The 19929-nt window shown below is 65.8% G+C and carries 19 protein-coding genes; 12 read left to right on the plus strand and 7 right to left on the minus strand.

The window, feature by feature from the left end; all coding sequences use genetic code 11:
• Both purN and purM read right to left on the minus strand, forming a co-directional pair.
• Nucleotides 1-948, minus strand: coding sequence for a phosphoribosylglycinamide formyltransferase (gene purN, locus ACREB7_RS00385; RefSeq protein ID WP_431590323.1), 948 nt, complete (start codon nt 946-948; stop codon nt 1-3).
• 111 nt (nt 949-1059) lie between these two features.
• Nucleotides 1060-2166 (minus strand): phosphoribosylformylglycinamidine cyclo-ligase, encoded by a 1107-nt coding sequence (purM, locus tag ACREB7_RS00390; RefSeq protein WP_431590324.1) that lies wholly within the window; start codon nt 2164-2166, stop codon nt 1060-1062.
• A gap of 85 nt (nt 2167-2251) precedes the next feature.
• On the opposite strand from purM, the gene ACREB7_RS00395 reads away from it, so the two are divergent.
• Genes ACREB7_RS00395 through ACREB7_RS00410 form a run of 4 tightly spaced genes read left to right on the plus strand, consistent with a single transcriptional unit; the run spans nt 2252 to nt 7840 of the window.
• Complete coding sequence (locus ACREB7_RS00395; RefSeq protein ID WP_431590325.1) at nt 2252-3535, plus strand: heavy-metal-associated domain-containing protein; 1284 nt, start codon at nt 2252-2254, stop codon at nt 3533-3535.
• Entirely contained in the window at nt 3535-4191 is a 657-nt protein-coding gene (locus ACREB7_RS00400; protein WP_431590326.1) for an HdaA/DnaA family protein, read from the plus strand. The genes ACREB7_RS00395 and ACREB7_RS00400 overlap by 1 nt, the downstream gene beginning before the upstream one ends.
• Nucleotides 4182-6350, plus strand: a complete 2169-nt coding sequence (locus ACREB7_RS00405) for an RNA degradosome polyphosphate kinase (protein ID WP_431590327.1) — start codon at nt 4182-4184, stop codon at nt 6348-6350. The genes ACREB7_RS00400 and ACREB7_RS00405 overlap by 10 nt, the downstream gene beginning before the upstream one ends.
• Entirely contained in the window at nt 6347-7840 is a 1494-nt protein-coding gene (locus ACREB7_RS00410) for a Ppx/GppA family phosphatase (RefSeq protein WP_431590328.1), read from the plus strand. Before ACREB7_RS00405 ends, ACREB7_RS00410 begins: the two co-directional genes overlap by 4 nt.
• Here the strand turns inward: ACREB7_RS00410 and rnd are convergent.
• Nucleotides 7837-9033, minus strand: coding sequence for a ribonuclease D (gene rnd / locus ACREB7_RS00415; protein ID WP_431590329.1), 1197 nt, complete (start codon nt 9031-9033; stop codon nt 7837-7839). The two genes, ACREB7_RS00410 and rnd, sit on opposite strands and share 4 nt — an antisense overlap.
• A gap of 108 nt (nt 9034-9141) precedes the next feature.
• Between rnd and ACREB7_RS00420 the strand changes: the two genes are divergently transcribed.
• The 7 genes from ACREB7_RS00420 (at nt 9142) to ACREB7_RS00450 (ending at nt 15884) form a co-directional block, all read left to right on the plus strand.
• Nucleotides 9142-9471, plus strand: coding sequence for a hypothetical protein (locus tag ACREB7_RS00420; RefSeq protein WP_431590330.1), 330 nt, complete (start codon nt 9142-9144; stop codon nt 9469-9471).
• Nucleotides 9471-10982, plus strand: coding sequence for an FAD-binding protein (locus ACREB7_RS00425; protein WP_431590331.1), 1512 nt, complete (start codon nt 9471-9473; stop codon nt 10980-10982). The genes ACREB7_RS00420 and ACREB7_RS00425 overlap by 1 nt, the downstream gene beginning before the upstream one ends.
• A gap of 102 nt (nt 10983-11084) precedes the next feature.
• Entirely contained in the window at nt 11085-12875 is a 1791-nt protein-coding gene (gene aspS / locus ACREB7_RS00430) for an aspartate--tRNA ligase (RefSeq protein ID WP_431590332.1), read from the plus strand.
• Nucleotides 12876-12877: 2 nt separating this feature from the next.
• Complete coding sequence (locus ACREB7_RS00435) at nt 12878-13750, plus strand: alpha/beta hydrolase (RefSeq protein WP_431590333.1); 873 nt, start codon at nt 12878-12880, stop codon at nt 13748-13750.
• Between the two features lie 140 nt (nt 13751-13890).
• Entirely contained in the window at nt 13891-14676 is a 786-nt protein-coding gene (locus ACREB7_RS00440) for a polyphosphate kinase 2 family protein (RefSeq protein ID WP_431590334.1), read from the plus strand.
• A 222-nt stretch (nt 14677-14898) separates the two neighbouring features.
• Nucleotides 14899-15435, plus strand: coding sequence for a J domain-containing protein (locus ACREB7_RS00445; protein WP_431590335.1), 537 nt, complete (start codon nt 14899-14901; stop codon nt 15433-15435).
• 50 nt (nt 15436-15485) lie between these two features.
• Nucleotides 15486-15884: a hypothetical protein gene (locus ACREB7_RS00450; RefSeq protein ID WP_431590336.1), complete on the plus strand. Its 399-nt coding sequence runs from the start codon at nt 15486-15488 to the stop codon at nt 15882-15884.
• 3 nt (nt 15885-15887) lie between these two features.
• Here ACREB7_RS00450 and mtgA read toward each other — a convergent pair whose 3' ends face one another.
• Complete coding sequence (gene mtgA / locus ACREB7_RS00455) at nt 15888-16595, minus strand: monofunctional biosynthetic peptidoglycan transglycosylase (RefSeq protein WP_431590337.1); 708 nt, start codon at nt 16593-16595, stop codon at nt 15888-15890.
• A gap of 101 nt (nt 16596-16696) precedes the next feature.
• Here mtgA and ACREB7_RS00460 point away from each other — a divergent pair, with 101 nt between their 5' ends.
• Nucleotides 16697-17494 carry a transporter gene (locus ACREB7_RS00460; protein WP_431590338.1) on the plus strand — a complete coding sequence of 266 codons (798 nt, stop codon included), beginning with the start codon at nt 16697-16699 and terminating at the stop codon, nt 17492-17494.
• Between the two features lie 8 nt (nt 17495-17502).
• On the opposite strand, the gene ACREB7_RS00465 is transcribed toward ACREB7_RS00460, so the two are convergent.
• The 3 genes from ACREB7_RS00465 to ACREB7_RS00475 form a co-directional block, all read right to left on the minus strand.
• Nucleotides 17503-17889, minus strand: a complete 387-nt coding sequence (locus ACREB7_RS00465; RefSeq protein ID WP_431590339.1) for a cupredoxin domain-containing protein — start codon at nt 17887-17889, stop codon at nt 17503-17505.
• Between the two features lie 58 nt (nt 17890-17947).
• Nucleotides 17948-18850 carry an RNA polymerase sigma factor RpoH gene (rpoH, locus tag ACREB7_RS00470; protein WP_431590340.1) on the minus strand — a complete coding sequence of 301 codons (903 nt, stop codon included), beginning with the start codon at nt 18848-18850 and terminating at the stop codon, nt 17948-17950.
• Between the two features lie 79 nt (nt 18851-18929).
• Entirely contained in the window at nt 18930-19886 is a 957-nt protein-coding gene (locus ACREB7_RS00475) for an RluA family pseudouridine synthase (protein ID WP_431590341.1), read from the minus strand.
• Nucleotides 19887-19929: the final 43 nt, after the last annotated feature.

Consider the following 19929-nt stretch of genomic DNA (forward strand, 5'->3'; position numbering starts at 1 on the left):
TCAAAACTCCTCGGCAACCCCCATCAGTCCCGCCAGCTTCTTCGGCGCCACCGCGAGCCAGCTCTTGCGCAGCCATTCGCCGATCGCCTCCCAGTCGGTATCGCCCAGGTCGAGCCGGATGCCGACCCAGCCGTCGCCGAAATAGGCGGGGCGATAATAGCGCGCCTCGTCCATCTCGATCAAGGCCGCCTGCTCGTCGGCGCCGCTGATCTTCACCAGGATCGCGGTCTTGCCGTCGCCATGATGATCCTCGGTGAAATAGGCGAATTTCTTGCCCTTCACGATGCCGAAACAGGGCATGCCGTGCGAGGTCACCTCGTCGGCCTCGGGCAGCGCCATCGCCAGCTCGCGCACGCGGCCGCGCAGGTAATCGGGCGAGCGCTCGCGCATCACGAAGGCGGCGAGGGTGGCGGGATAGAGCTGATGTTCGGCAAAACGCACCCGCGTCGCCAGCGTATCGACGCTGTCGCCCGCGACGATCGCGACCGGCGTCTGCGCCAGCACCGGGCCGTCGTCGACCCCGGGGGTCACGATATGGACGCTGCACCCGCCGAACTTGTCGCCCGCGTCGATCGCCTGTTGGTGGGTGTTCAGCCCCTTGTAGAGCGGCAGCAGGCTGGGGTGGATGTTCAGCATCCGGCCCGCCCAGCGACCGACAAAATCGTCGCTCAGGATGCGCATATAGCCCGCCAGCGCGACGAACTCGGCGTTGGCGGCGCGCAATTGGTCGTCGACCAGCGCGTCGAAAGCGTCGCGGTTCATGCCCTTGTGCGAGAGACTCCATGTCGGGATGCTCTCGGCTTCGGCGATGGCGAGGCCGGGTGCATCGGGGTCGTTGCTCGCGACCAGTACCAGTTCATAGGGGCAGTCGGCGGCCTTCGCGGCATAGAGCAGCGCCGCCATATTGGTCCCGGCGCCCGAAATCAGCACGGCGACGCGCGCCTTCACTTCTCCCCTCCCGCTTGCGGGAGGGGGCGGGGGAGGGCATGTCTAATAGGAATGCGGCCAAACAGGCCCTCCCCTAACCCCTCCCGCAGGCGGGAGGGGGGCTTTGCGGCCTCAGGCATTATGCGTGGCGCTCCACGCCGCGCGTGCGCTCCACGTCTCGGCGCCGCCGGTCACGGTGCAGCCCTTCGCACCCTCGGCGATATGCCCGATGCGGAACACCGTTTCGCCCGCCTCGGTCAGTGCGGCCGTCACGGCGTCGACATCGTCCTTTGCAACGACGACCGCCATGCCGATCCCGCAATTGAAGGTGCGCGCCATTTCTTCGGGCTCGATAGTCCCCTGCGCCTGCAGATAGGCCATCAGTCGCGGCTGCTCCCAGGCATCTGCATCGACATGTGCGTGCAGGGTCGCGGGCAGGATGCGCGGGATATTTTCGAGCAGGCCGCCGCCGGTGATGTGCGCCAGTGCGTGAATCTTGCCGGTCTTCACCAGCGGCAACAGGCTCTTCACATAGATGCGCGTCGGCGCCATCAGCGCGTCGATCAGCAGGATATTCTGGTCGAACAGCGCGGGGCGGTCCAGCTTCCACCCCTTGTCGGCTGCGAGCCGCCGCACGAGCGAAAAGCCGTTCGAATGCACACCGGAGGAGGCGAGGCCCAAAATCACGTCGCCCGCCGCGACCTTGTCGGCGGTCAGCACCTCATGGCGCTCGACCGCGCCGACGCAGAATCCGGCGAGGTCGTAATCGCCCTCGCTGTACATGCCCGGCATTTCGGCGGTCTCGCCGCCGATCAGCGCGCATCCCGCCTGCTTGCAACCCTCGGCGATGCTGGCGACCACGGCGGTCGCGACATCATTGTCGAGCTTCGCGGTCGCATAATAATCGAGGAAGAAAAGCGGCTCGGCGCCCTGCACGATCAGGTCGTTGACGCACATCGCGACCAGGTCGATTCCCACCCCGTCGTGGCGCCCCGATTCGATCGCGAGCTTCAGCTTGGTGCCGACGCCGTCATTGGCCGCGACGAGCAGGGGGTCGTTGAACCCCGCCGCCTTCAGGTCGAAAAAGCCGCCGAATCCGCCGAGGTCGGCGTTGGCGCCGGGACGGCGCGTCGCGCGGGCGAGCGGGGCAATGGCACGGACCAGCGCATTGCCGGCGTCGATCGATACGCCGGCCTGCGCATAAGTGTAACCGGCGGGCGGGTTCTGCTTGGCATCCATGGCCAGCGCGACTAACGAGTCCAGCCGACAAATGCCACGATTTCCTTGTCCGGGCCGCGCATTCGGGGCAGAGCATAGAGAAGAGATGATTTCCGCCGCTTCCTCCTCCAACGCCCGGCGCTTCGCCCCGCTTCTCCGCCTGTCGACCGCGCTGCGGCGCGACTGGCGTTTCGTGGCGCTGCTCGCCTTTTTCGCCGCGATTCTGGTGGTCGGCGTGGTCGAGGGGCAGATCACGCGCGGCGATCGCGGGATCACGCCGATCAACAGCAGCGGCGATTTCTTGGCCAGCGGCATCCTCGTCGACGTCATCGGCGACAATGCCGACGACGCGCGGACCAAGGGCTGGCGCGAGGCGCAGCGGCAGGGCTGGGCGCAATTATATCGCAAGACCAACGGCACCGACGGCCCGGCGCTCGGCGATTCGGTGCTCGACGGCATCGTCACCGCGATCGTCGTCGAGGATGAACAGATCGGCCCGCGCCGCTATGTGGCGCGCCTCGGCGTCCAGTTCGACCGCGTCCGCGCGGGACAGATATTGGGCGTCAGTGGCCGCACCCTGCGGTCGCCGCCGTTGCTCGTCATCCCGGTTTATTCGATCGACGGCATGCCGCAGGTGTTTGAACAACGCAGCGCCTGGCAGCGCGCCTGGGCCGAATATAATACCGGGCAGAGCGCGATCGACTATGTCCGCACCGCGGGCACCGGCGCCGACACCTTGCTGCTCAATTCGGGCCAGGTCGGGCGCCGCGGCCGCGTCTGGTGGCGCGTCATTCTCGACCAATATGGCGCCGCCGACGTGCTCGTGCCGATCGCGCGCGTCGAATACAGCTATCCCGGCGGGCCGATCACCGGCCATTTCACCGCGCGCTTCGGCCCCGACAACAAGCTGATCGGCGGGTTCACCATGACCGGGCCCAGCCCGCGCGCGCTGCCCGACATGATGGAAAAAGCGGTCGCGCGCATGGACCGGCTCTACACCGACGCGCTCGCCGCCGGGGTGCTGCGCACCGACACCTATCTCGTGCTCGAAAAACCGGTCGCGGTCGAGGAACTGCCCGAGGTCGCGGAAACCGACACCGACGCGCTGCCGACCGAAACCGACAGCAGCGTGCCCACCGCCGCGCCGGTCGGGGTGTCGAGCTTCACCGTCCAATATACCTCGCCCGACGTCGAATCGGTTTCGGCGACCGAGCGGACCGTCGGCGGCGTCGCCGGGGTCCAGTCGGCCTCGACCACCAGCCTCGCGCTCGGCGGCATGTCGGTGATGCGCGTGACCTTCCGCGGCGATCTCGCCGGGCTCAAGGCCGCGCTCGAAGCGCGCGGCTACAAGGTGCAGGCGAGCGGGAGCACGCTCCGGATCAGTCGCTGATGGCGCGCCCGTCGGGACAGATCGCGCTCCCGCTCGACTGGAGCGCGGGCGGCAGCAATGACGGCCCGCTGATCGTCGGCACCAGCAACGCCGACGCAGTCCGTTATCTGCGCCATGTGGGAACCTGGCCGGTGCGCACCGCCGTGCTCACCGGACCGCGCGGATCGGGGCGCAGCCTGATCGGTCGGCTGTTCGCGCGCGAAACCGGCGGGCGCGTCATCGATGGCCATGACAGCGTGTCCGAAGAGGATATCTTTCACGCGTGGAACGCCGCGCAGGCGAGCGGCGATCCGCTGCTCATCATCGCCGACGCGCCGCCCGCCGACTGGGATATCCGGCTCCCCGATCTCGCGTCGCGCCTGCGCGCGGTGCCCGTGCTGACGATCGGCGAGCCCGACGATTGCCTGGCGCGCGACCTGATCGAGGCGCTGTTCGCGCAGCGCGGCATGGCGCTCGCGCCCGAGGTCGCGTCGTATATCGTCCCGCGCATGGAGCGCAGCTATGCGACGCTCCACCGCATCGTCGCCGCGCTCGACGCCGCCTCGCTGGAACAGGGGCGACGCGTCGGGGTTCGTCTTACGCGTGAAACATTACTGTCACAGGGGCTGATCGATCCCGATCTCCTCGAAAGGCAGGATGAAGACACATGTCGATAGCTGGCGGCCCCTTACGCGCAGACAATGATGCCGACACGGCGCGCCCTTCCTTCGGCCCCGAACGCTTTTTCAACCGCGAACTGAGCTGGCTCGCTTTCAACCGGCGGGTGATGGAGGAGGCGCGCAATCCGGCGCATCCGCTGCTCGAACGCCTGCGCTTCCTGTCGATTTCGGGCAGCAACCTCGATGAATTTTTCATGGTCCGCGTCGCGGGGCTGAAGGGGCAGCAGCTGCAGGGGATCGACGATCCTTCGGCCGACGGCCGCTCGCCGGGCCAGCAGCTCGCCGAGATCGAGGCCGAGGTGAACCGGCTCGTCGACCAGCAGCAGAGCGAATGGCAATTGCTCCATCGCCTGCTCGGCGAACAGGGCATCACCGTCCATGGCGCGGGCTCCGACACCGAAAAATTGCGCGGGGTGCTGCGCCAATATTTCATCGACCAGATTTTCCCGATCCTGACCCCGCAGGTGCTCGATCCGGCGCATCCCTTTCCGTTCATTCCCAATCGCGGCCTCGGCGTCATCTTCGACCTCGAACGCAAGGCCGGCGGCGAACATATTCGCGAACTGGTGATGATCCCCGCGTCGCTCGCGCGCTTCGTGCCGGTGCCCGGCGAACCGTCGGCCTTCGTGCCGATCGAATATCTGATCGAATTGTTCGGCGACACGCTGTTTCCCGGTTACCGCATCCGCTCGCGCGGCGTGTTCCGCATCATTCGCGACAGCGACATCGAACTGGAGGAAGAGGCCGAGGATCTCGTCCGCCTGTTCCGCACCGCGATCCGTCGTCGCCGTCGCGGCCGGGTGATCCTGCTCGAACTCGAAGCCGACATGCCCGGCGAACTCGCTGCGGTGCTCAACGCCGATATCCAGGGACATGAGGCGATCGTCGCCAAGATCGACGGCTTCGTCGGGCTGGCGGCGCTATCGGCGCTCGTTGACGTCGATCGCCCCGACCTCAAATTTCCTGCCTTTTCTGCGCGTTTTCCCGAACGCATTCGCGAACATGGCGGCGATTGCTTCGCGGCGATCCGGTCGAAGGACATCCTCGTCCACCACCCCTATGAAAGCTTCGACGTCGTCCTGTCCTTCCTGCGCCAGGCGGCCGCCGATCCCGACGTCGTCGCGATCAAGCAGACGCTCTATCGCGCGGGCAACCAGTCGCCGGTGATCCGCGCGCTGATCGAGGCGGCCGAGGCGGGCAAGTCGGTGACCGCGGTCGTCGAACTCAAGGCGCGCTTCGACGAGGAACAGAATCTGCTCTGGGCCAACCAGCTCGAACGCGCCGGGGTGCAGGTCGTCTACGGCTTCATCGAGTGGAAGACCCACGCCAAAATCTCGATGGTCGTCCGCCGCGAGGGGCAGGGGTACAAGACCTATTGCCACTTCGGCACCGGCAATTATCACCCGGTGACCGCGCGCATCTATACCGACCTCAGCTTCTTCACCGCCGATCCGCGCGCGGGGCGCGATGCCGCGCAATTGTTCAACTATATCACCGGCTATGTCGAACCCGAACGGCTCGACATGATCACCATGTCGCCGCTCAATATGCGCGCGCATCTGTCGCAGCTGATCGATGCCGAGACGGCGGCGGCGAAGGCGGGGCTGCCGTCGGGCGTCTGGGCCAAGATGAACAGCCTCGTTGACCCCGACATCATCGACAAGCTGTATGAAGCGAGCGCGGCCGGGGTGCCGATCGAACTCGTCGTGCGCGGCATCTGCTGCCTGCGTCCCGGGGTGCCGGGCCTGTCCGACACGATCCGCGTGAAATCGGTCGTCGGCCGCTTCCTCGAACATAGCCGCGTCTGGGCCTTCGCCAACGGCGCGGCGCTGCCGCACCAGCGCGCCAAGCTCTATATTTCCAGCGCCGACTGGATGCCGCGCAACTTCGACCGCCGCGTCGAATATATGATCCCGATCGAAAATCCGACCGTCCACGACCAGATTTTGGACCAGGTCCTCGTCGCGAACCTCATCGACAATGAACAAAGCTGGGTGCTGCAAGCCGACGGCACCTATGTGCGCTTAAATCCGGGCGACAAACCATTCAACTTGCATCATTATTTTATGACGAACCCATCGCTGTCGGGCCGCGGCACCGCGCTCCACCAGCGCCAGGACGTCCCGACACTCCTCCTCAATATGCGTGAAGATTGACCAAATTGCCCCCCCAGCGCGCCCCCAAATCCAAACTCCATCGCTCGGCGGTCATCGACATCGGTTCCAACTCGGTCCGCCTCGTCGTTTATGAAGGCCCGCCGCGCGCGCCGGCGGTGATCTTCAACGAAAAGGTCGCCGCAGGCCTCGGTCGCGGCCTTGCGATCGATGGGCGGATCGCCCCCGAAGACGCCGAGCGCGGGCTGTTCGCGCTGCGCCGATATGCGCTGCTCGCGCGGCACATGGAGGTCGCGGATGTGCAATGCGTCGCCACCGCTGCCGTCCGCGACGCGTCCAACGGCCCCGATTTCATCGCCGGCGCCGCCGAAGCCGGACTCCAGATTCGCCTGTTGTCCGGACAGGAAGAAGCCGAGGCTGCGGGTTACGGCGTTATCGCCGCCATCCCCGACGCGAACGGCATCGCGGTCGACCTCGGCGGCGGCAGCCTCGAACTGGCGCAGGTGTCGAACGGCGAAGTGGGGCGGCGCAACAGCTTCCCGCTCGGCGTGCTGCGCCTTCCCGCGCTGCGCAAGGACGGGCCGCAGGCGTTCGAGCGTGCGATCCGCAAGATGTTGCGCGCCAAGGGCTGGCCGGGCGATTGCGCCGGGCTGCCGCTCTATCTGGTCGGCGGGTCTTGGCGCGCGCTTTCGCGCCTCGACCTTGAACTGACGAAGGATCCGCTCGCGGTGCTCGACCAGCACACGCTGCCGCGCGCCGCGCTTCGTCGCCTGATCCGCGCCACGCGGCGGCTGAGTTTCGAGGAATTGAAAGCCATTCCCGGCATGGCGTCGAACCGCGCCGCCGCGCTTCCCGATGCGGCGGCGTTGCTCGCGGCGCTCGTCAACATCATCGACGTTCCCGAAATGACGGTGTCCTCTTCGGGACTGCGCGAAGGCCTGCTCTATCAGGCGCTCGATGCCGAGACGCGCGCGCAGGACCCGCTGATCGTCGCCGCCGAATTCGAAGGCCGCCGTCTCGCGCGTTTTGCCCCGCATGGTCCGGCGCTGGCCGCCTGGATCGCGCCGCTGTTCGCCAGCGAAGATGCCGCCGACAGCCGCGTGCGCCTGGCTGCGAGCCTGCTCAGCGACGTCGCCTGGTCGGCGAATCCCGATTTCCGGGCCGATCGCGGCACCGAGATCGGCCTGCACGGCAATTGGCGCGGCATCGACATTCCGGGCCGCATCCTGCTCGCCCGCGCCCTGCACGCTGGATTCGGCGGGGCCGACGGCGATTTTCCGGCGATGGGGCCATTGGTCACGGACGAAAGATTGGCCCGCGCGCGCCAATGGGGTCTGGCGATCCGCCTAGCCCAGCGCCTGACCGGCGGCGTCGAGGCGCCACTCAAGGCGAGCCGCATCGCGCTCGAAAAGGGCAAGCTGACGCTCAGGCTCGAAGCGGGCTGGCACCATCTTGCGGGCGAATCGGTCGATCGCCGCCTGCGTGCCCTCGCGCAGGCACTCGACGCCAAACCCGAACTGCTGCTGCTTTAGTCTTGGGCCGCGTCGATCGGGGTCGGAGCCTCGATCTTGCTCATCACCAGCTTGCCGTGCTGGACGGCAAAGCCCATCCGCCCTTCGACCAGATCAAGCGCGGCATGGCCGAAGACGTCGTAACGCCAGCCCTGCAGCATTGGAATATCGTCGCGTCGCCCCGCTGCGAGAGCTTCCAGCTCGTCGCTGCGCGCGATCAATCGGGCGGCGACATTGAGTTCGCGTCCGCGAATCTTGAGCAGCAGCTTGAGCAGATCGGCGACGAGCACGCCTTCCTTGCCGAGCCCCGGCCCTCGCGGTGCGCGGTCGGGCATGTCGTCGCGATCGAGCGGCTTGGCATTGGCGAGCGCGTCCATCAGCCGCCCGCCGATATCGTTCGAACGCCAGGTCGCCGACAGCCCGCGCACGCGGCCCAGGCCGTCCTGATCCTTCGGTGGATGCGCCGCGAGGTCGGCGAGCGTTTCGTCCTTGACGATGCGGCCGCGCGGCAAATTCTTCGACCGCGCCTCACGTTCGCGCCATGCCGCGAGCGATTGCAGCCGACCCAGCACATCGGGTTTGCGCGACGGGATCTTGATGCGGTGCCAGGCCTGGTCGGGATCGACGCTGTAGTTCGACGGATCGGCGAGCTTTTCCATCTCCTCATCGAGCCAGTGGCCGCGTCCGGTCTTGACGAGCTTCTTGAGCATCATCGGGAAAATTTTGGCCAGATGGGTGACGTCGCCGATCGCATAGTCGATCTGGCGCTTGTCGAGCGGGCGGCGGCTCCAGTCGGTGAAGCGCGCACCCTTGTCGAGCTGGATGCCGATCCATGCCTCGACCAGGTTCGAATAGCCCACCTGTTCGGCCTGACCGAGCGCCATCTGGCCGATCTGCGTGTCGAAGATCGGGTGCGGGGTCTTGCCGGTCAGATTGAAGATGATTTCAACATCCTGCCCGCCGGCGTGAAAGACTTTCAGCATGTCCTCGTTGTCGACCATCAGGTCGAGCAACGGCTTCAGATCCATGTCTTTCGCCAGCGGGTCGATGGCCGCCGCATGGTCGCTGTTGGCGACCTGGATCAGGCAGAGTTCGGGCCAGAAGGTGTTTTCGCGCATGAACTCGGTGTCGACGGCGATGAAATCGCTGTCCTTGATGAGGTCGCAGAATTCGACGAGCGCGGCGCTGGTTTCGATGAGCGGATGGACTTGCATGTCGCGCCTATACAGCTAGTTGATGCAGACGGGCAGGAAAAATTGCCCGCCCTCTTCGGGGTCGCAGAGCCGGAACGCCGGCCGGAAACGCACGAAGGGATTTGGGGCATGATGTGGGTCGGATGGGCGCTTGCGGCGCTGTTCCTGTTACTACTCTTCGGACAATATATGGCGGGGCAGGGCGATATCTTCGTCTCGATCGCCAATCCGCGACCGCTCGACGAAGAATCGATGGTCGTCACGCTGAAATATTGGGGGTTTGCTGCGGCGGCGCGGCATCCGTTCGTGACGCCCGAGGCCGATCATGGGCTGTGCGATCTGCGCGTTTACACGACGCGTCGGCAGATATTGACCGCGATCTTCACGCTGGGGCTGAAGCGCCCCGTGACCGTGGCCTGGCGCGCCCACGCCGGCATCCAGCCGCTCGGAGACGCGTGATGCCGATTGTCCCCATCGGCGAGACCGGGTCCTGGACCAATTATCACGGCACCGGAGTGTGCGAGGATGCGACGCGATTCGCGCTGCGCAGCGGCGATGCCGCGCGCGGACGCGACGAGCTCGCGATGGCGGCGACGGCGGTGCAGGAATGGCTCGCCGCAGCACGTGCGGCGGGTAAGCGTGTGCGGCCCTTGGGAGCGGGTTGGTCGCCGTCGAACGTCAACATCTGTTCCGACGCCTGGTTGCTCCACACGCGCCGCTTCAACCGCTGTTTCCGTGTCGCTGCGGAGGATGTGCGGCCGGGTATCGGCCACGCCGGGCTGATGCTCGTCGAAGCGGGCACATTGGTCGACGAGGTTTCGGACAAGCTGGAGGAGCAGGGGCGTTCGCTGTGGACAAGCGGCGCAGGCAACGGCCAGACCTTTGCGGGCGCGGCGGCGACGGGTACGCACGGCTCGATGGTCACGCGCGGCGGTATTCAGGATCATATCCGCGCGGTGCAATTGGTGACGCCGGGCGGTATCTATTGGGTCGAGCCGGCGGCGGGAGTGATGAGCGACGCTTTCATCGCCGCTACGGGATCGACGGTTCTGCGCGACGACGACGTCTTCGCGGCGGTCCAGTTGCCGGTTGGCGCGCTGGGGATCGTGACCGCCCTGGTCGTCGACAGCGTTCCCAAATTCCTCGTCCGGCCGATCCAGAATCTCCGCAAGGTCGAACGCGCGGCGCTCGACTGGCTCGCGGTTGGCGATTTCGGTCGCTTCTCGGCGGCCTATGCGCTCGATCGCACCCCCGATTTCGTCCAGATGATCGTCAACCCGTACAAGCCGTTCAAGCGGCCGGCGATGCTGCGGTTTCTGTACGCCGAACCGTGGCGTGCCGATTATGACCAGGCGACGCCGGGCGAGATGGGCGCCGGCTATGACGCGCTCAGCCTGCTGGGGCGGCTGCTCGACGATTATTCCTGGGCGCGCGGCGCGTTGCTCCAGTTCGCGATGAAGATGGGTTATGCGGCGGGTCCCGACGTCGACGATCCGCCGGTTCATGGAACCTGGGGGGAAGGGCTCGACACCCATCGGCCGCTCGCCGACCTGTTCAATGCGTCGGTGACCATCGACCGGAGTGATTTGCCGCATGTGTTCGAGCTGATCTGCGGCGTCTACACGCGCCACGGCGGCTCGACGGCGGTCACCCTGCGGTTCATGGAGCGGGCGCAGGGGTTGCTTGCACCGGCGCGCTTCACCCACAATGCGGTGATCGACTTCGACGGCCCCCGGAGCGCGCGCACCGCAGAGGCTTATGCGCGGGTGGTGGAACTGCTCGACCGCGAGGGCGTGGCCTTCACCCGCCACTGGGCGAAGAGCTGTCATCTCGACGGCGCGCGCGTTGCGGCCGATTATGGCGAGGATCTGCAGCGTTGGCGCGCCGCGCGCGACCGGTTGATGCCCGATCCCGCGCACCGCGCCATGTTCGGCAGCGCGGTCCTCGACGGGCTTGGCCTGACCGCCTGAATCGGCCTTCAACCCTTGACAAATGGCGCGTCGCCCTGCCTTAGGCGCGACCATATCGGCGCGGCTTTCGCCCGCGCTCCCCGACGATTGAAAGACGAAAAAATGCACGCCTATCGTACGCACACCTGTGCCGCCCTGACCGCCGCCGATGTCGGGCAGGAGGTCCGCCTGTCGGGCTGGATCCATCGCACGCGGGAACATGCGAATGTGCTGTTCGTCGATCTGCGCGACCATTACGGCGTGACCCAGATCATCGTCGAGACCGGGTCGAGCCTGTTCCCGATCGTCGATGCGGCCGGACCGGAATCGGTGCTGACGGTGACGGGCAAGGTTTCCGCACGCTCGCCCGAGACGATCAATCCCAAGCTGCCCACCGGCGAGATCGAAATCTATCCCAGCGCGATCGTCGTCCAGTCGTCCGCCGACAAACTGCCGCTGCCGGTGTTCGGCGACACCGAATATCCCGAGGATATCCGCCTGCGCTATCGCTACCTCGATTTGCGGCGCGAGCGGCTTCACGCCAACATCATGCTGCGCTCGAACGTGATTTCCAGCCTTCGCCGCCGGATGATCGGGCAGGGCTTCACCGAATTCCAGACGCCGATCCTTACGGCGTCGTCGCCGGAGGGGGCGCGCGACTATCTGGTCCCGTCGCGGGTTCATCCGGGCAAATTCTACGCGCTTCCGCAGGCGCCGCAGATGTTCAAGCAGCTGCTGATGGTCGCCGGCTTCGATAAATATTTCCAGATCGCGCCCTGCTTCCGCGACGAGGATGCGCGCGCCGACCGGTCGCCGGGTGAATTCTACCAGCTCGATTTCGAGATGAGCTATGTCACCCAGGACGATGTTTTCGCCGCGATCGAGCCGGTGCTGCACGGGGTGTTCGAGGAGTTCGCCGACTGGCAGGGCAAGGGGCGCACCGTGTCGCCGCTGCCGTTCAAGCGCATCCCGTACCGGGAATCGATGGCGAAATATGGCAATGACAAGCCCGATTTGCGCAACCCGCTGCTGATCACCGACGTGTCCGACCTGTTCAAGGGATCGGGTTTCGGCCGCTTCGCGTCGATGGTTGAGGCGGGCGACGTCGTCCGCGCGGTGCCCGCGCCGAACACGGCGGAAAAGAGCCGCAAGTTCTTCGACGAAATGAACTCGTGGGCGCAGTCCGAAGGTTTCCCCGGCCTTGGCTATGCGACGCAGAAGGATGGTGTGTTCGGCGGCCCGATCGCGAACAATCACGGGCAGGAGGGCATGAAGGCGATCGCCGATGCGCTCGGCCTGGGCCCGAACGACGGCATTTTCTTCTCGGCCGGCAAGGAGGCGCAGGCCGCCAAGCTCGCTGGTCTGGCCCGTACGCGCGTCGCCGAGCAGCTGGAGCTGATCGACCAGTCGCGCTTCGAATTCTGCTGGATCGTCGACTTCCCGATGTTCGAGGCCGATGAGGAAACCGGCAAGATCGACTTCAGCCACAATCCCTTCAGCATGCCGCAGGGCGAGCTCGAGGCGCTGACCTCGAAGGACCCGCTCGACATATTGGCGTATCAATATGACATCGTGTGCAACGGCGTTGAGCTGTCGTCGGGGGCGATCCGGAACCATCGCCCCGACATCATGTATAAGGCGTTCGAGATTGCCGGTTACAGCCAGGAAGATGTCGACACGAACTTTGCCGGCATGATCAACGCGTTCAAATTCGGTGCGCCGCCGCATGGTGGCTCGGCGCCGGGGGTCGATCGCATCGTCATGCTGCTCGCGGACGAGCCCAATATCCGTGAAGTCATCGTCTTCCCGATGACGCAGAAGGCCGAGGACCTTATGATGCAGGCCCCGGCGCCGGTCAGCGACAAGCAGCTCAAGGAACTGGGCATCCGCATCGTGGACGGGCCGAAGGGCTGAGCATGACGTCGGCGGCGCGGGAGCACCGGCTGTCGACGCCGGACGGCGAGATTTGCTGGTTTGAATGGGGCGAGCCTACCGGCCGGCCGTCGGTGTTGCTGCTTCATGCGACGGGCTTTCACGCCCGGTTGTGGGATCAGGTCGTAGCGGCGCTGCCGACCGGGACGCATGTCGTTGCGCCCGACAGCCGTGGTCATGGACGCAGCGGGAAACCGGACTCGCTGTCCGACTGGGCGGCGACGGCGGATTTCCTGCTGCCGCTGATCGACCGTTTCGCCGAAACGACGTTTGTCGGCTGCGGGCATAGCATGGGCGGCTATATATTGACCCGTCTGGCGGCCGAGCGGCCCGCGGCCTTCCAGCATCTGTTCCTGATCGACCCGGTCATCATGCCGTCCGAATTCTACCCCGTCGTCGAGCAGCCGATCCCCGACCCCGCCGAGCACCCGGTCGCGCGGCGGCGGAACCGCTGGGACGGCTGGGAAGTGATGAACGCGCATTTTTCGGCGCGTCCGCCCTATGCCCATTGGCGCCCCGAAGCGCTTGCCGACTATTGCCGCGATGGCCTGTTACCGGCAGCGGACGGTGAAGGGTTCGAGCTCGCCTGTCCGCCCGCGCTTGAAGCATCGGTCTATCTGAACGCGCTACGCACGACACCCCATCAGTGGTTCGGTCGCATCGCGGCGCCGGTCAGCGTGATCCGCGCGAGGACCGGCGAGCGCGGCGGCGCGCTCGATTTCTCGGTCAGCCCGACCTGGCCGGGCCTCGGCGCCGCGCTCGGCGCGGTGCGCGACGAGCAATGGGGCGAGCTCAGCCATTTCATCCCGATGGAAGCGCCCGAACGCGTCGCGGAGCTTGTCGCCGCCGAACTTTGACGGGGCCGCCGGGCGCTGCTGACCGGTACGGAGCAGGCGTTGCTGCAGGGCCGGTAAGGATAGCGCGCCGAGCTGTCCCAAAGGGCGACAGCAGCAACCGTCGCTTGGTGATCGGCCCGGGCTTGGGCTAGGGTCGCGGTATGACCATCGACCTGTCCGACTTCGAATCCGGCGCCAAATATGGCGGCGACTATGGCGACGACCTGATCGCGCTTCAGCAGCGGCTCGAACGCATCCAGGCCGCGCATATCACGCACGGCCAACGCAGCGTCATCATGTTCGAAGGCTGGGACGCCGCCGGCAAGGGCGGGATCATCACCCGCCTGACCGCGATGCTCGATCCGCGATACTTCGAGGTCTGGCCGATCAGCGCGCCGACCGACGAGGAAAAATCGCGGCACTTCCTTTGGCGTTTCTGGAAGCGGTTGCCGGGCAATCGCGAATTGTCGATCTTTGACCGCAGCTGGTACGGTCGTGTCCTCGTCGAGCGTGTCGAGGGTTATGCGACCGAGGGCGAGTGGCGCAAAGGTTATGACGAGATCAACGAGTTCGAGGCGCAACTGACCGGCAGCAAGACGCATCTGGTGAAATTGTTCGTGCACATCACGCAGGACGAACAGGACAAGCGCTTCGCCGACCGGCTCGACGATCCGTGGAAGCGGTGGAAGACGGGGGCGGACGATTATCGCAACCGGTCAAAGCGCGCCGAATATCTCGCCGCGATGCACGACATGTTCGCGCAGACCGACACGCGCTGGGCGCCGTGGAAGGTGATCGACGGCAATCACAAAAAGGCGGGGCGCATCGCCGCGCTGACCCATATCGCCGACACGCTGGAGGCCGCGGTGCCGATGACGCCGCCCGAACGCGATCCCGCGACGATCAAGTTGGCGCACAAGGCGTTCGGGTATCAACCGAAGGATTGAGGTCCTAAAGCGACAAAAGATACGCATGTGCGCATCGAAACAGTCTCCTTTGTCGCTTTAAGCGGTGATGGGCGGTGCGTGTAAAATCGCCGGGATATGGACGATCGAAAGAGCCTGACAAGGGATGCTGACACCGCGATGTTTTTTAGGAAAGCGCTTTTTTCGGAGCGGTTCAGCGCGCTCGGCTAGCCATTTCGACCCCCGGTTGCTACATGGGGTCGGATGAGCCGCGCCAAGAGATCCGATGACTGGGGTTTTCCTCGCTGGCGCCCCTATGGGTCGTCGCGCGAGACGCAGAAGGTTCGGCTCTGCGATCGCCACGGCTGTACCAACCCCGGCAATTGCCCGGCGCCCAAATCGCCCAACAGTCCCGACCGCTGGTATTTCTGTGAAACCCACGCCGCCGAATATAACCGTGGCTGGGACTATTTCGAAGGGTTGAGCGCCGAAGACGCCGCTGCGCGGGCGGCGGAGGAAGCGCGCGGCGCGCGCAGCTATGCCAAGGCGCAGCATTATGCCTGGGGCGGATCGGGCGACGGCAGCCGCAGCGCGGATGAGATGCGCGCGCTCGAGATACTCGACCTCGAACCCGACGCCGATTTTGAAGCGACCAAGAAGGCCTGGCGGAGCCTGGCGAAAGAATGCCACCCCGACGTCAAACCCGGTGACGCCGAAGCCGCCAAGCGCTTCGCGGCGGGGCAGGCGGCGTTCGAGGTGCTCAAGCAAGCCGAAGAACGGAAAAGCTGGAAACCGGCCTAGCGGGCGGCAGGCGAACATGGGGGATGGACGATATGCGAATGATGATGGCCATGGCGCTCGCTGCGGCGCTGACGACGCCCGGTCTGGCGCAGTCGGGGGGCTTTCGCGATCAGGGGCTGGGGCGCACCGAGGGCGTCGTCGGCATCGGCTTCACGCTGCCACTGGGCGGCGGTCGGCAAAAGGAGGCGCCGCGCCTCGAACTGCGCCTCTCCCGCGACACCATCAACATTGACGGCAGCCGCCAGTCGGATCGTGAGGCCCGGCGCTTCGAAAGCCGGATCGGCATCGCGCTCGACGGCGACCAGAGCCTGCTCGTCAACGGCCGGCCGATCGAGCGGCGAGAGCGGAACAATCTTTCGACCGAAGTGGGGATCGCGATCGGCGTGGTCGCGGTCCTTGTGATCGGCGGGCTGCTGGTTGCCGATGCGGCGCGCGACGCTTCGGAATAGAGCCTATTTGTAGATGCAGGCGTCGAGCCCGTCGCGCCGGACGACCCCGATGCGCGCGCGGATCGTGTTGCCGTAGCGGCGGGTGAAGCCCGACGGGCTGACCGCCTCGCGCTTCTTGGGCAGGGGAAGGATCGCGGCGATGCGCGCCGCCTCGGACGGGGTAAGCTTGCTCGCGCCATGTTTGAAATAGCGCTGCGCCCCGGCTTCGACGCCATAGGTGCCGAGGCCGGTTTCGGCGACGTTGAGATAGACCTCCATGATCCGGCGCTTGCCCCAGAGCTTTTCGATCAGGAAGGTGAACCAGATTTCGGGGATCTTGCGGACATAGCGCGTCCAGCCGCTGCCCTGCCACAGGAAGACATTCTTCGCGGTCTGCTGGCTGATCGTCGAGCCGCCGCGCAGGCGCTTGCCCTTCGCATTGCGTTCGATCGCCTCCTCGATCGCGTCGCGGTCGAAACCGTCATGGCTGCAGAATTTCCCGTCCTCGGCGGCGATCGCGGCGCCGACCATGTTGCGGTCGATGTCGGACAGGCTGGTCCAGTCCTTGGTGATGCCATTGCCGTCGGTGAGCATGGTGACGGTCACCGGCGGCGGCACGACGGCATAGAGCAGCACCCACAGGGCCGAGACGATGACGAACCACAGCAGCCATTTGAACGGTCGCAGATACCAGGGGAGTTTGCGCTTCGGCGCGCGGGTCTTCGTTGCCATGGGCGGCAAACTAGCCGCTCGACGCTGGGAGGCAAGCGGGCTTGATCGCGGTGCGGCTTTCCGGGACAAGAAAGACCGGTCGGGAGACGAAGGGGAATAAGATGCCGTTGCGGCAGATCTTGCTGTTTGCTGCCCTGGCGGTGAGTGCGCCGGCTTTTGCGACGGAGGAACGCGACCTTTGCCCCGACCGGCCGGGCCTTGGAACGCCGGCCTGCACGGTCGATGCGGGCCGGATGATGCTGGAGATCGGTCTTGCCGACTGGACGCTCGATCGCGGCGTGGATAGCCGGACCGACAGCTGGGTGTTCGGCGATGCGTTGCTCCGCGCGGGCCTCACTCCTTCGCTGGAACTGCAAATCGGCTGGGCGATGCTCGGCCATGTGCGCGAGCGCGATCGGGCGACCGGCAACACGACCCGCACGACCCGGACCGGGGACGTCACGCTGGCGCTGCGCCAGAACCTGCGCAATCCCGACGGCTCCGGGGTCTCGATCGCGGTCATGCCCTATGCGACGCTGCCGGTGGGCGGTGCGGGCGTCGGCGCGGGCGACTGGGGCGCGGGGCTGCTGGTGCCCGCGAGCTTCGATCTGGGCGCGGTCTCGCTCGGCGTGACGCCGCATGTCGATGCGGCGGTCGATGCCGACGGCGACGGCCGTCACCTGGCCTATGGCAGCGTAGTCGGGCTGGGTTTCAATGTGTCGGAGGATGTGTCGGCGGCCGCCGAATTGTCCTTTACGCGCGACGACGACCCCGGCGGTCGCAGCACCGAGGCGCTCGCCGGACTGTCGCTGGGCTGGCAGCCCGACGCCGACAGCCAATGGGATGTCGGCGTCAATGCTGGCCTCAACCGCGACAGCCCCGATGTCGAACTTTATGCGGGGTATGTCCGGCGCTTTTGACCCTTGGGTCAGGCAACGATGATCTTGCCCGTCATGCCCATCGTCGAATGCATGAAGTGCGAGCAATGGACCTTGTAAGTGCCCGCCTTCGGCACCAGCGTCACATCGGCGCTTTCACCCTTGCCGAGCGAGACGCGGCCTTTCGCGCCGCCGACGTGCGCGCGATTGGCCGCGTCCATCGTCGCCGCCGCGAAAAACTCCTCGGCGGTGAAGTCATGCCCCCCCGACCCGGTGTTGATGAAATGGATCGTCACGCTGTGTCCGGCCTGCAAATGCAGGTCGGCGGGGGTGTAGCTGAAATTCGCCATCTCCACCGTCACCTTCGCCGGAGCTTCGGCGGCGGTGACGGGAAGGGCGACGGCGAGGGTCGCGGCGGCGAGGGTCAGGAAACGCATGGCACACACTCCTTCATCCGGAAAATCCGGTCGTGTCGCCCCGGTCCTTCGCCCCCGATCAGGCGTTCACCAGCCGGCGGTCGCCCGCGAGCTTGAGCATCGCCTTTTGCAGCTTTTCGAACGCGCGCACCTCGATCTGGCGGACGCGTTCGCGGCTGACGTCATAGACCTGGCTCAGATCCTCGAGCGTCTTGGGATCGTCGGTCAGCCGGCGTTCGGTGAGGATATGGCGTTCGCGTTCGTTGAGCGTGTCGAGCGCCTCGTTGAGCAAAGAATGGCGGATGTCGCGTTCCTGCGTCTCGGCGACGCGCTCATCCTGCAGCGGGCCTTCGTCGCCGAGCAAATCCTGCCACTGGCTGTCGCCATCCTCGCCCATCGGCACGTTGAGCGAGGTGTCGCCGCCCATCGCCATGCGACGGTTCATGCTGGTGACTTCGTCTTCGGTGACGCCGAGGTCGGTCGCGATCTTGGTCAGATGCTCGGGCGACAGATCGCCGTCCTCGAACGCTTCGAGATTGTTCTTCATCCGGCGAAGGTTGAAGAACAGCTTCTTTTGCGCCGCAGTGGTGCCCATCTTGACGAGGCTCCACGAGCGCAGGATGAATTCCTGGATCGAGGCGCGGATCCACCACATCGCATAGGTGGCGAGGCGGAAGCCGCGATCGGGGTCGAATTTCTTCACCCCCTGCATCAGCCCGATATTGCCTTCGCTGATCAGCTCACTGACCGGCAGGCCATAGCCGCGATAGCCCATGGCGATCTTCGCCACGAGCCGCAGGTGCGACGTGACCAGCTGCGCCGCCGCTTCATTGTCGCCATGTTCCTGGAACCGTTTGGCGAGCATGAACTCCTGCTCGGGGGTGAGCAGGGGGAATTTGCGAATTTCGGACAAATACCGGTTGAGGCTGGCTTCGCCGCCAAGCGCCGGCACCGTCGCGGGAACATTGCTTTTGTTAGCCATTGGAGAGCGTCTTCCCTTAATCCTTGAACCATGATGCCGCGCTTGCCGCACGCGGTCGAGATAGATTTTCATTCGAAACCTAAACGCGCAATATGTCGATCAGTTCCTGCATATCTGCGGGTAATTCGCTGTCGAGCGCGATGACGTTACCGGTCACCGGATGAATAAAGCCCAAATGGGCGGCGTGCAATGCCTGCCGCGCGAAACCCCGCGCTTTCAGCACGTCCGACAGCGGTTTTTTGGCGCGGCCATAGACCGGATCGCCGAGCAGCGGATGCCCGATATGTGTCATATGGACGCGCACCTGGTGCGTGCGTCCGGTTTCCAGCCGGCATTCGACCAGCGTCGCGCCTTTCAACGGCTCGATCGTGCGATAATGGGTGATCGCGTGCTTGCCGCGCCCCTCGGCGACCACGGCCATCTTCTTACGGTTGGTCGCCGAGCGCCCGAGCGCGGCGTCGACGGTGCCGTTGGCGGGGATCGGCCGCCCGGTGGCGAGCGCGAGATAGCGGCGGTCGATGCTGTGCGCGGCGAATTGTTTGGCCAGCCCCTCATGCGCCTTGTCATGCTTGGCGGCGACGATCAGCCCGCTGGTGTCCTTGTCGATGCGATGCACGATGCCCGGCCGCGCCACCCCGCCGACCCCCGACAATTGTCCGGCGCAATGGTGGAGCAGCGCGTTGACCAGCGTCCCGTCGAGATTGCCGGCGGCCGGATGGACGACCAGCCCGGCGGGCTTGTCGACGACGATCAGATGCTCGTCCTCAAAAGCGATGACCAGATCGAGGTCCTGCGCGACATTATGGGCGGGGGCGGGCTTGGGCAGCCGGAGTTCCAGCGTGGCCGAAGCCATGGCCTTGGCCGACGGATCCCAGAGGATCGTCCCGTCGGTGCTGGCGACGCGGCCGCCCTTGATGAGCGTCTTCAATCGTTCGCGCGAGAGATCGGGCAAGGCCTCGGCGAGCGCCCGGTCGAGGCGCAAGCCGGCGGCGCTATCGCCGAGCGCCACGGTCAAAACTTGGTCGTCCCCCTGCATTGACTGGAATGTGGTTTTGCGGCCCCGAAATTCAAGGGGGTGG

The organism is Sphingopyxis sp., assembly GCF_050725615.1.
Taxonomy (GTDB): domain Bacteria; phylum Pseudomonadota; class Alphaproteobacteria; order Sphingomonadales; family Sphingomonadaceae; genus Sphingopyxis.